The 12,618-nt window shown below is 63.2% G+C and carries 8 protein-coding genes; 7 read left to right on the top strand and 1 reads right to left on the bottom strand.

Annotated features, from left to right (window positions below):
* Positions 1-239 precede the first annotated feature (239 nt).
* Complete coding sequence (locus NKJ26_RS20995; RefSeq protein ID WP_352600192.1) at positions 240-596, bottom strand: hypothetical protein; 357 nt, start codon at positions 594-596, stop codon at positions 240-242.
* 440 nt (positions 597-1,036) lie between these two features.
* On the opposite strand from NKJ26_RS20995, the gene NKJ26_RS20990 reads away from it, so the two are divergent.
* The 7 genes from NKJ26_RS20990 (at position 1,037) to phoB (ending at position 12,322) form a co-directional block, all read left to right on the top strand.
* Complete coding sequence (locus NKJ26_RS20990; RefSeq protein WP_352696835.1) at positions 1,037-5,605, top strand: PAS domain-containing protein; 4,569 nt, start codon at positions 1,037-1,039, stop codon at positions 5,603-5,605.
* A gap of 525 nt (positions 5,606-6,130) precedes the next feature.
* On the top strand, positions 6,131-7,159 hold the full coding sequence (locus NKJ26_RS20985; protein ID WP_352696834.1) for a PstS family phosphate ABC transporter substrate-binding protein: 1,029 nt from the start codon (positions 6,131-6,133) through the stop codon (positions 7,157-7,159).
* 96 nt (positions 7,160-7,255) lie between these two features.
* A complete protein-coding gene (gene pstC, locus NKJ26_RS20980; protein WP_352696833.1) occupies positions 7,256-8,716 on the top strand; it encodes a phosphate ABC transporter permease subunit PstC in 1,461 nt (486 codons plus the stop codon).
* Entirely contained in the window at positions 8,713-10,029 is a 1,317-nt protein-coding gene (pstA, locus tag NKJ26_RS20975; RefSeq protein WP_352600183.1) for a phosphate ABC transporter permease PstA, read from the top strand. The genes pstC and pstA overlap by 4 nt, the downstream gene beginning before the upstream one ends.
* A gap of 15 nt (positions 10,030-10,044) precedes the next feature.
* Complete coding sequence (gene pstB / locus NKJ26_RS20970) at positions 10,045-10,869, top strand: phosphate ABC transporter ATP-binding protein PstB (protein WP_352600181.1); 825 nt, start codon at positions 10,045-10,047, stop codon at positions 10,867-10,869.
* A 37-nt stretch (positions 10,870-10,906) separates the two neighbouring features.
* Positions 10,907-11,614, top strand: coding sequence for a phosphate signaling complex protein PhoU (gene phoU, locus NKJ26_RS20965; RefSeq protein WP_352696832.1), 708 nt, complete (start codon positions 10,907-10,909; stop codon positions 11,612-11,614).
* Positions 11,615-11,632: 18 nt separating this feature from the next.
* Entirely contained in the window at positions 11,633-12,322 is a 690-nt protein-coding gene (gene phoB, locus NKJ26_RS20960; protein WP_032918995.1) for a phosphate regulon transcriptional regulator PhoB, read from the top strand.
* Positions 12,323-12,618: the final 296 nt, after the last annotated feature.

Below are 12,618 nucleotides of genomic sequence, written 5' to 3'. Positions count from 1 at the left end.
AAAACCGATCGCAACTTCTCCGCGATGATCTACGCATGCGCTGCCGTCATCAATTCTCGATGATTCTCAACAGCCCCTAGAGCAAGCGGCCGGTGCGCGTGGTGGGTCCGGCGTTCTTCCCCGCCGAATGATCGACAGGCTTTGCGGACCGGCTGAACGATTTTCACCGAAAGGCCGAGCGGCTCGCCTTAAAAGTCATTCGGGACGGGAAACGGTTTCACACTGCCCCTGAAGTTGCTTCAATCGCAGACCATGCGAACCCTTTTGCCGGGTTCGCTGACGTTCCTGCATGCCAGTTGTTTCTCCGCGCCGGAGGACGGGGGAGGCGGGGAGGAACGCTTGGTCAAGTGCCGTCTCGGCGCGGCCGGTCCAGTGGTTCTGCGCTCCGAAACGCGTCTTTCCGGTTGCGGGGCCACCGGGAAGGCGCCGTTGACGGCTGGCACCTGTCCGTACTCGATATTGGGCGGCGGCCGATCCCAGAAACGCCTGACGTCGAGCGGCCGCGGGATGATGACAGTGCCGTCGTAGCTGCGCGAGCAGCCGCTGCCTAAAAGCAGCGTCACACCCAGGAAGAAAGGCACCATCCGTCCAGACATCAGCAACACCCCTGCGTGGGTTATAACGCGGCTTCGATGCAGCCGACAACCGGGCGCAATAACGCAACAGGGCAACGAATCCGATTAACGGGTTCCTCCGGAGCGTTCGCCTGCGTGTTGGTTGAGAAGCATCAAACGAAAAACCCGCCGGTGCGGCGGGTCATTGGCGCAAATCTGCACCATAGGTAGATATCTACCATAGCTGCACTCACCCTGTCAAGAAAAAATTCCTATCATGAAAAGTTGCCCGGCACAAAAAGGTGCCGGCACCGCCGATGTTGGTAGGCCTCTTTGCCAACCTGAGTTCGGAGCCCTGAATAACGCAGGCGCAACAGGCCGATATGGCCGTTAAGGTTAGCGGATCGTTAATGCTTCTCGGGCACATTCCGCCGACGAACCGCGGAGGGAGGGTTCGGCCTGGTTTTCGGGGTGGGGATGGCATGGCGGAAGCGGACGAAGCAATCGGTGCGCGGAGCACAAGTGGTCCCCGCAAGGTGGCGGCGCATGACGGCGACGCGGCACCGTTCGCTCGGGACATGCATTCGCCTGATGTGCTTCGACAGCTTGTCGAGGCCGGCTCGGACTGGATCTGGGAGACCGACGCCGAGCTGCGCTTTTCCTGGCTTTCGCAGACCTACCAGGCGGCCACGGGCATTGATCCGGCTGATGTGCTTGGCCGGTTTCGCTTCGATTTCCTCAATCAGGTCCTGAAAGGCAGCCGCAGCGCCGCAGCGCATCTGGAGGATCTGCAGGCGCACCGGCCGTTTCGCGACTTCGTTTACGAACTGAACGGCGGGCGCGCCGACTGTCGCTGGGTTCTGACTTCAGGCTTTCCTCGGTTCGACGATGAAGGGAAATTCACGGGCTATCGCGGCATAGGCCGCAACGTCACGGCGCTTGCCGGCGCGTTCGAGGATCTCGGGCAGAACGATTTGCCCGATGACGACACCGGCGAACAGCATCTCGCCGATCTCGAGCGGACGATGGATGCCATGCACATGGGGGTCGTGCTACTGGATGCCCGGCTCGACACGCTGATCGTCAACAAGGCCTATCGCGACCTCTCCAGGATCGCGGACGGCTCTGTCACCGCCGGCGCGCCGTTCAGCCTGTTGATGGAACTCAACCGCCGCAATGGCATCTACGGCGACCTCGACGAACAGCAATGGCAGCGTTACCTCGCCAGCCGCATCGAGGAGATACGCGCCGGCTCCGTGGCGCCACGCGAGTTTGTCCATGCCAATGGCAGGACGATGATGTTCTCGGTGACGGCGCTGTCCGGGGGCAGGCGGCTGTTGACCTATTACGACGTCAGCGAGCTCAAGCGCCGCGATGCCGAGATCGAGAGCGCCAACGCCAAGATCACCGAGACCTTCGCCAATCTTCGCACGATGGTCGATTCAATGCCGATCGGCGTCCTTGTCCTCGATGCGGACATGCGTGCGGAGGTGATCAACCGCGCCTTCCACGAGTTTTGGAAGATCGATCCCCGCCACGCCGGGATCGGCTGCGATTTTCGCGAGCTGATGCAGGCCAGTCGCGACATCGATCCCCATGGAGCCGACGACATCGCATGGCAGAGCCATATGGCCGCGCGCGAAGCCGAAATCAGGGCCGGCGTGGCGGGCTCCAGGCAATTGCCGCGCAATGACGGGCGCACGCTCATAGCGTCGCTGGCGCCGCTGGCAGGCGGCAAGCGGCTGATCTCCTATGTCGATGTCACCGACATGAAGGACCGCGAGGCAGAGCTTGCCGAAGCGTTGGAAAAGGCGCGGCTGGCGGAAGCCGTGATCAACGGCGTCAAGGATCCGATCTTCGTCAAGGACGACAATCTGCGCTTCGTCTTCGTCAACGAGGCGTTCGCGGCCCTGTTTGGCCAGACGCGGCAAGCCATGCTCGGCAAGCCAGGCGGCGATTTTCTCGCGCCGGCCGAGGTCGCCCTCTTCGAAAGCAGCGAACGGGAGGTGCTTGCGAGCGGACGGCTCTACGAAGTGGAAGAAAGTTTCGAGGCCGACGGCGCCAGCCGTTCTCGCATCGTCCGGAAGAACCGTGTCGGGATGGCAAGCGGCCGCAACTACGTCGCCGGCTTCCTGTTCGACATTTCCGACATGAAGCGGCGCGAGACCGAGGCGCAGGAAGCGCGCAAACACCTCGCCAGCGTGCTGGAATCGCTGCCGGCGGCCGTGATCATCTACGATCGCGACGACAATTTCGTCTTCGCCAACCATAGGATGCAGGACACGCTGCCGGCGTTGAAACCGGCATGGCAGGCCGGCCGTTCCTTGCGCGACGCGCTCACGCTCGGCCATTCGGTCGGCTATTTCCGCTCAAGCGGCGATCCGCAGGTCGATCGACTTTACGACGGTGATCGCGAGCGCTGGCTGGACGGCATCCTTGCCCGCTATCATCTGCCCTATTCGTCCTTCGAGCGCCACAATTCAGACGGCCGCTGGTACCAGGTCTACGACATGCGTACCGACGACGGCACGTTCATCGGCGTTCGGGTCGATATCTCCGAGATCAAGAGCCGTGAGGCGGCGCTGCGCGACAGCATGCGCCAGATCGACTTGTTCCGCCACGTCATGGACGAGTTGCCTGTGGCGGCCTTCATCAAGGCGCAGGATCTGAGCATCGAATTCGTCAACAAGGCCTGGTGCGCACTGACCGGCATCGCCAAGGAAGACGTCATCGGCCGGACCGACCGCCAGCTGTTCGGCACGGACGATGCGGAAAACTACAGCCAGGACGACGCCGAGGTCGTGACCACCGGCAAGGGCCGCGAGATCGAGGAGCCCGTCACCCATCGCGACGGATCGGTGCGGCAGTTGATGACGCGCAAGAGCCGCTTGGTGGCGACAGACGGATCGGTGCATCTGGTCGGCTCCAGCACCGACATCACCGACGTCAAGGCGCGCGAGCGGGCGCTGGAAGAAAGCATGCGCGAGAACGAGGTGTTCCGCAGCCTGATCGACAACGTTCCGGTGTCGATCTACGCCAAGCGGTCCGATCTCAGGCAATTCTACGTCAACAAGGGGTGGTGCGATCTCACCGGCTTCAGCAAGCAAGACGCAATCGGCAGGACCGACGTCGAGATCTTCGGGCCGGATGGCGAGGCCTTCGTGGCCAGTGATCTCGCCGTGCTGCGCACCGGCGACACCCAGGAGATCGAGGAGACGGTAACCCTTCCGGACGGAACTGTCAGGCATCAGTTCGCGCGCAAGGGCGCGATGATCGCGTCCGACGGTTCGCTCTACCTGATCGGTTCGACCACCGACATCACGGAGCTTAAGCAACGCGAGGCGGAACTCGGCGAGGCCCGCCAGCGCGCCGTGCTCGCCGACCGCGCCAAATCGGAATTCCTGGCCAATATGAGCCATGAGATCCGCACGCCGATGAACGGCGTGCTCGGCATGGCCGAACTCCTGGCCAAATCCAATCTCGATCCGAAACAGAAGACGTTCACCGACATCATCGTCAAATCGGGCAACGCGCTTTTGACCATCATCAACGATATCCTGGATTTCTCCAAGATCGATGCCGGGCAGCTGGTGCTCGATCCCGCGCCGTTCAACCTCGCCGAGGCGATCGAGGACGTGGCGACGCTGGTGTCGACACGGGCCAAGGAGAAGGATCTCGAACTCATCGTGCGCATCGAACCGGGGCTTGAAAGCCTGTTCATAGGCGATGTCGGCCGCATCAGGCAGATCGTCACCAACCTGCTCGGCAATGCGGTCAAGTTCACCGAGGAAGGCCATGTGCTGGTCGACGTGACCGGCGAACGGGTTCCGGCAGGGACCAGCCTGACGATCTCGGTCACCGACACCGGCATAGGAATTCCCGAGGGAAAACTGAAACAGGTGTTCGAGAAGTTCAGCCAGGTCGACACCTCTTCGACAAGGCGGCACGAGGGCACCGGTCTTGGCCTCGCCATCACCTCGCGACTGGTCGAACTGATGGGCGGGGACATCGGCGTCGAGAGCGCCGAGGGCAAGGGCTCGACCTTCTGGTTCACGGTGACGCTGCCAAGGGCAGGACAGCTGAACGGCCAGCGCATCACGCCGGTGGACGTGACCGGCGCGCGCGTGCTGATCGTCGACGACAATGCCGTCAACCGGGCCATCCTGACCGAGCAGATGACCTCATGGACCTTTGATTCCTGCGCGGCCGAAAGCGGCGCCGAGGGGCTCAAGGTGCTGATCGCCGCCGCCGCCTATGGAGTGCCGGTCGACTGCGTCGTGCTCGATTACCAGATGCCTGGCATGAGCGGCGCCGAGATGGCTCGCGTCGTGCGCAACACCGCCGGGCTCGCCGACACGCCGATCATCATGCTGACCTCGGTCGACCAGTCGCTCGCCAACACCAGCTACCGTGATCTCGGCATCGATGCCCAGCTGATCAAGCCGGCGCGGTCCTCGGTGCTGCTGGAAACGCTGGTCGCCACCGTCCAGCGGCATCGCCACACCACGGCCAACCATGCACAGCCGCCGGCAGCCGACGGGCGAGGCGTCGGTACTCCTGAACCAGCAGCACCGGCGCCATCCGAACAACGCGCGATGCTGCAGCCCCCCGCGGTTCGCCCCCGGCTGCCCGCCACGGGCGGCGGCGAGCACAGGCTGGATATCCTGGTGGCCGAGGACAATGAGGTGAACCAGATGGTCTTCACCCAGATCCTTGGCGAGACCGGCTATGGTTTCGAGATCGTCGGCAACGGCCGCAAGGCGCTCGACGCCTTTGGCAGGCTCAACCCGTGCATGATCCTGATGGATGTCTCCATGCCGGAGATGAACGGGCTCGAGGCGACCGCCGCGATCCGCCGGCTGGAGCAGGAGACCGGCACGCATGTGCCGATCGTCGGCGTCACCGCGCATGCCCTCAAGGGCGATCGCGAACGGTGCCTGGAGGCGGGCATGGACGATTATCTGCCCAAGCCGATCAGTCCCAGGGCCCTGCTCGAGAAGGTCGAGCGCTGGGTGGGTGCTGGCCGCCACGTCCAGCGCAACGCCGGATAGCACCGCGTCGGCCTGATCACGGCATCCGCGAGCGAGCAGAGAGAATCAGCCAGGATTCGCTGCCGCGGCCACGTGCAAGGATATGGTGCGATCGCACCATATCAAAGGCACCGTCCAGCCGGGACAATGACGACATCGATTCCGCCCTTCCAGTTACGGGCGGGAGCAGCGACCGCCGGCATGAAACAGCGTCAATCTACCCCAACGGACCTGTTTTCGGCGATGGCCCGGCCAGACACCCTCTGGCTGCGAGCGACGCGCTCCCGTCCGGATTTTTTTGCCTGAATCCAATCCTGTCGAATCCGTTGCGGTCGCAGCGCACAGGCCGTGCAAGCCGCTGATTCCGGGGACAATCCAGGATCTTGCCGTCGACGCCAGAGGCTCCCGGATTTACCCGTGCCGGCGACGCGTTACCGGGCTGACATCAAACTGTCATGCGACTGTTATAATCGAAGGCTATTGGCCTCAGCGGGCGCCGGCAAGAAATGGCGCCGAGAGACCATCTTCCGAACAGGAGCAGGCCACATGAAGAAATTCCTCCTTACGGCGTCGGCCGGGGCGCTTGCGCTCGCCGCGTCGTCCGGCTTCGCCGCCGCGCGCGACCAGATTCAGATCGCCGGGTCGTCGACCGTGCTACCTTATGCCAAGATCGTCGCCGAGCAGTTCGGCGAAACGTTTACCAACTTCAAGACCCCGGTGGTCGAGTCCGGCGGTAGTGGCGCCGGCATCAAGGAATTCTGCAAGGGCGTGGGCGAAGACACCATCGACATCGCCAACTCCTCGCGCCCGATCAAGAAGGACGAACTGAAGTCTTGCGCCGACGCTGGTGTCAAGGAAGTCCAGGAAGTCCGCATCGGCTATGACGGCATCGTCTTCGCCACCGACATCAAGGGTCCGGACTGGGCCCTGGTTCCCGCCGACATCTACAAGGCGCTCGCCGCCAAGCTGGTCGTCGACGGCAAGCTGGTCAACAATCCGAACACCAAGTGGAGCCAGGTCAATCCGAAGCTGCCCGATTGGGATATCGCCGCCTACATTCCCGGTGAGAAGCACGGCACCCGCGAAGTGTTCGAGGCCAAGCTTCTCGACGCCGGCTGCGACAAGGCCGCCATCAAGGCCACCGGCGTCAGCGACGAGAAGGAAATCGGCAAGACCTGCGTCGCCATCCGCAAGGACGGCAAGGCCGTCGACATCGACGGTGACTACACCGAGACCCTCGCTCGCATCGCTTCCAACAAGACCGGCGTTGGCGTGTTCGGCCTCTCCTTCTACGAGAACAATGCCGACAAGCTGAAGGTCGCCACCGTGGAAGGCATCGTGCCTTCGACCGAGACGATCGCCAGCGGCAAGTACCCGGTTTCGCGCCCGCTGTTCTTCTACGTGAAGAAGGCGCATCTCGGCGTCGTCCCGGGCCTGAAGGAATATGTCGAATTCTTCCTCGACGACCAGATGGTCGGCCCGGAAGGCCCGCTTGCCGAATACGGCCTGGTGGCTGCTCCGGACGCCGAACGTCAGGCCCAGCGCGACGCGTTCACCACCGGAAAGTCGATGTAATCAATCTTCCAGACCAGGGCGCGGGCCACGTCCGCGCCCTGGTCTTGTCGCCTGCCGCGATAGGCCTGGCGACTATATTTCCCCGGGGGTCGGTCCATGTCGTCCTTGCTCGTACTCGCCATTGTGATCGCCATCGGCGTGGTCGCGTTCCTGATCGGCCGCCAGCGCGCCGCGGCGCATGAAAATGGCACCGTGAAGCCGCACTCGCGCGCCCATTACCACGGCTGGTGGGCCTTCTTGCTCGCCGTCCTTCCCGCCCTTCTGCTGCTTGCCGTCTGGAACGTCGGCTCCTCCTTCTATCTCGACCGGCACATTCACGCCGTCCTGCCCGAGCGCACTGCCGACAGCAAGGTTGCCAGCGAGGCACTTGATGTCAGCCTGGTGAAGAGCCTGTCCAAGGGCTTGCGCAAGCTCGATGGCAACACCGTTTTGCCCGCAAGCTTTGCCGAACTGCAGCCGCTGCTTGCCGCCAAGGGCGTGGCGCTCGCGACAGACACCCAGGACTACATGATCCCGATCGCCATCGAGGCGAACAAGGTCCAGGACAGGCTTGGACTGTTCGGTGCGGCCGTAATCCTGGCTTTGTCGATTGCCGGCGCCTTCTATGCGCTGAGGCAGATCGCGCCGCGGGCGCGCGCCAGGAACAATGTGGAGAGACTGATGCTGTGGGGGCTGCTCGCCGCCTCGACCATCGCCATTCTGACCACGGTCGGCATCGTGCTTTCGATGCTGTTCCAGACGATCCAGTTCTTCGAAAGCGTGTCGCCGATGAGCTTCTTCTTCGGCACCGTATGGGACCCGCGCTTTGCCGCAGCGGGTTCGGGCGGAAACCAGGGCCAATTCGGCCTGATCCCGCTTCTGGCCGGCACGCTCTACATCGCTGCCGTCGCGCTGCTGGTGGCAGTGCCGGTCGGGCTGATGTCCGCGGTCTATATGGCCGAATACGCAACGCCCAAGGTCCGCTCAGTGGTAAAGCCGGCGCTTGAACTGCTCGCCGGCATCCCGACCATCGTCTACGGCATCTTCGCCGTGGTCACGCTTGGACCATTCCTGCGCGATCTCTCGGCAGCGCTGACCGGCGGCTCCCCCTTCATCCAGGGCCAGAGTATCTTCACCGCCGGCCTGGTCATGGGCGTCATGTTGATCCCGGTCGTGTCCTCGCTGTCCGACGACATCATCACCGCGGTGCCGCGCGCCATGCGCGACGGCTCGCTCGGCCTCGGGGCGACGCGCTCCGAGACGATCAAGCGGGTGATCCTTCCGGCCGCACTTCCGGGCATCGTCGGCGCCATCTTGCTGACCGCTTCGCGTGCTATCGGCGAGACGATGATCGTCGTGCTGGCCGCCGGCGTTGCCGCCAATCTCACCATCAACCCATTCGAGGCGATGACCACCATCACCGTCAAGATCGTCAACCAGCTGACCGGCGACCTCGAGTTCAACTCGCCGCAGACGCTGGTCGCCTTTGCGCTCGGCCTTACGCTGTTCGCGCTGACGCTGGTGATGAACATCGTCGCGCTCTACATCGTGCGCAAATACCGGGAGCAGTACGAATGACCGACATCCCCATGGGTTCTGTGGTCCCGGCGGCAGCTCATCCGCGCCGCGACATCGGTCTGAAGGCCCGCTACGCAGCGGAACGCCGCTTCCGCATCTATGGCGTGCTGGCGATCTCGGTCGGCCTGGCGTTCCTCGCCATCATGCTCGTCACCATCGTCTCCAAGGGCTACACCGCCTTCTGGCAGACGACGGTGACGCTGCCGATCAGCTTCGACGAGAAGGTGATCGATCCCTCCAATAAGCGCGCCACCGATTCGAGCGTGCTGATCAAGGCAAACTATCCCAAGCTTGCGGACAACGCGCTGATCGCCAAGCTCGGCATCGATCCCGCCAACAAGCCGATGGTCATGAAGCTCAAGGGGTTCCTGTCGGAGGGTGCCCGCGTCCAGCTGCGCGACATCGTCGCCGCCGACCCGTCGGTCATCGGCACGACGCGGAACGTCGATATCCTCGCCGCCGCCAATCTCGACTCCGCCTTCAAAGGCCAGATCGATCTCGGTGTCGACGAAGCGCGCCGCAAGGTGTCGGACCAGCAGATTGCGTGGATGAACAAGCTCAAGGCCGAGGGCTTGATGGCCGAGCATTTCAACACCGGTTTGTTCTCCTATGGCGCCTCCAGCCGCCCGGAAACCTCGGGCATGGGCGTGGCGATCATAGGCTCGTTCTACATGATGGTGATCGTGCTGCTCTTGGCGCTGCCGATCGGCGTCGCGGCTTCGATCTATCTTGAGGAATTCGCCAAAAAGAACCGTCTCACCGACCTGATCGAAGTCAACATCAACAATCTGGCGGCGGTGCCGTCGATCGTCTTCGGCCTGCTTGGACTCGCTGTGTTCATCAATTTCCTCGGCATGCCGCGCTCGGCCGCTTTCGTCGGCGGCCTGGTGTTGACGCTGATGACGCTGCCGACGATCATCATAGCCACGCGGGCCGCTTTGGCCGCCGTGCCGCCATCGATCCGCTCGGCGGCGCTCGGCCTTGGCGCGTCCAAGATGCAGATGGTGTTTCAGCACATCCTGCCGCTTGCCGCCCCCGGCATCCTCACCGGCACCATCATCGGCCTGGCGCGGGCGCTCGGCGAAACCGCGCCGCTGCTGCTGATCGGCATGGTCGCCTTCGTCGCCGACTATCCGAAGACGCCTTTCGATCCGGCCACGGCGCTGCCGGTGCAGATCTACATGTGGGCCAACGAGGCAGAGCGCGCCTTCGTCGAGCGCATGTCGGGTGCCATCATCATCCTGCTCGTCTTCCTCATGGCCATGAACATCACAGCGATCGTGCTGCGGCGCCGCTTCGAACGGCGCTGGTAAAAGAAGGCATCTGGTATGAACATCATGACCGAACAGTCCCTCGAAAACGCAGTGGGCGACAAGATGAGCGCCAAGTCGAACGAAGTGATCAAGATGCGCGGCGACAAGGTCGGCGTGTTCTACGGCGAGAAGCAGGCGCTGTTCGACGTCAATCTCGACGTCCGCCAGAACCAGGTGACGGCGCTGATCGGCCCCTCCGGCTGCGGCAAATCCACCTTCCTGCGTTGCCTCAACCGCATGAACGACACCATAGACTCGGCGCGGGTAACCGGCAGGATCACGTTGGACGACGAGGACATCTACGACAAAAACATCGACGTCGTCGAACTCAGAGCTCGCGTCGGCATGGTGTTCCAGAAGCCCAATCCGTTCCCGAAGTCGATATACGAGAACGTCGCTTACGGTCCACGCATCCACGGCTTGGCCAAGGGCAAGGCCGACATGGACCAGATTGTCGAATCGAGCCTGAAAAAGGCGGCGATCTGGAACGAGGTGAAGGATCGCCTGCAAGAGCCGGGCACCGGTCTTTCCGGCGGCCAGCAACAGCGCCTGTGCATTGCGCGCGCCATCGCGGTTTCGCCAGAGGTGATCCTTATGGACGAGCCCTGCTCGGCGCTTGACCCGATCGCCACCGCGCGCGTCGAGGAACTTATCGACGAATTGCGCCAGAACTACACGATCGTCATCGTCACCCACTCGATGCAGCAGGCAGCGCGTGTGTCGCAGCGCACGGCGATGTTCCATCTCGGCTATCTGGTCGAGGAGGGCGCTACCGACAAGATGTTCACCACTCCCGACGACAAGCGCACCCAGGACTATATCACCGGCCGGTTCGGTTGAGCAGTCCGGGCGAATTTACAGACACGAGGACAAGGTCATGGCCGAACACACAGTCGCAGCCTTCGACGAGGATCTAGGGCAGATCAGCAGGCTGATCAGCGACATGGGCGACCTCGCCAGTTCGATGGTCGGCGGCGCCACCAAAGCGCTGCTGAACACCGACAACGCTCTCGCGCAACGCGTCGTCTCCGATGACGCGATCATGGATGCGCGCCAGCGCGAGCTCGACGACCGCGCCATCACGCTGATCGCCAAGCGTCAACCGATGGCCGACGATCTGCGTCACGTCGTCGGCTCGATCCGCATGGCCGGCGACCTCGAACGCATCGGCGATCTTGCCAAGAACATCGCCAAGCGCGTCGGCACGGTCGGCCTCACCGCCACGCCGCGTGACCTGTCGCATTCCATCGATGCGATGGCGCAGCTGGTGCTGATCCAGGTGCAGGGCGTGATCGAGGAATATGCGGCGCGCGATGCCGCCGCGCTGACGACGCTGCGGGCCAACGACGAGCGCATCGACGTCAAATACACCTCGGTGTTCCGCGAACTGCTGACCTACATGATGGAAGATCCGCGCAACATCACCGCTTGCACGCATCTGTTGTTCTGCGCCAAGAATCTGGAACGCATCGGCGACCACGTGACCAACATCGCCGAAAATGCCTATTATGTCCTGACCGGTACGCAACTGCCCGCCAATCGTCCGAAGCAGGACGAAACGGCGATGTCGGCGCCGGCGGCCTGACGGCGGGGTGACCGGGCGATGATCGCGCCACGCATCATGGTGGTGGAGGACGAGGAGCCGTTAGGCGTGCTGCTCCGCTACAATCTGGAATCCGAGGGTTACCAGGTCGAGGTGGTGACGCGCGGCGACGAAGCCGAGATCCGGCTGCAGGAAAACGTGCCGGACCTTCTGGTGCTCGACTGGATGGTGCCGGCGGTTTCCGGCATCGAACTCTGCCGGCGCCTGCGAATGCGCGCCGAGACCGAGCGATTGCCGATCATCATGCTGACGGCGCGCGGCGAGGAAAGCGACCGCGTGCGCGGCCTTTCCACCGGGGCCGACGACTATCTGGTCAAGCCGTTCTCGACGCCGGAATTCATGGCCCGGGTCAAGGCGCTGCTGCGCCGCGCCAAGCCGGAAGTGCTGTCCAGCGTGCTCAAGGTCGGCGACATCGTGCTCGACCGCGAATCGCACCGGGTCTATCGCAAGAAAAGCGAGATCCGGCTCGGGCCGACCGAATTCCGCCTGCTCGAATTCATGATGCGCCATCCCGGCCGCGTGTTCTCGCGCAGCCAGCTGCTCGACAATGTCTGGGGCGAGACGATCTACATCGACGAGCGCACGGTGGACGTGCATGTCGGCCGGCTGCGCAAGGCGGTCAACAATGGCCGCATGCCCGATGTCATCCGCACCATTCGCGGCGCCGGCTACGCGATCAGGGAAGATTAGGTCTTTGGCGCGGAAGTTCCGTCAGATTGGGCTTCCGAAGGCGGGTCTCGGAGGTTTTGCGACTAGCCGAAAACGGCAGTCACTTCGTCATCCACGGGCGTAGCAAGGAGCGTAGCGACGCAGCGCAGACCCGAGGATCCTGTGCCGCGACTTCGGAGTGCTGCCACGATGCAGAATTCTGCTCCCCTGCACTCCACGACTACGGTCGCGGCAGGATCCCAGGGTCTCCGCGACGGAGCTTCGCTCCTGCTGCGCCCTGGGATGACGACATTGGGACGACTTCGGCAATATCCAAA

It is taken from the genome of Mesorhizobium sp. M0152, from assembly GCF_040322415.1.
Lineage (GTDB): Bacteria > Pseudomonadota > Alphaproteobacteria > Rhizobiales > Rhizobiaceae > Mesorhizobium.
Note: the sequence above shows the minus strand (reverse complement) of the source record. Positions and strands in the feature narration are given on the sequence as shown.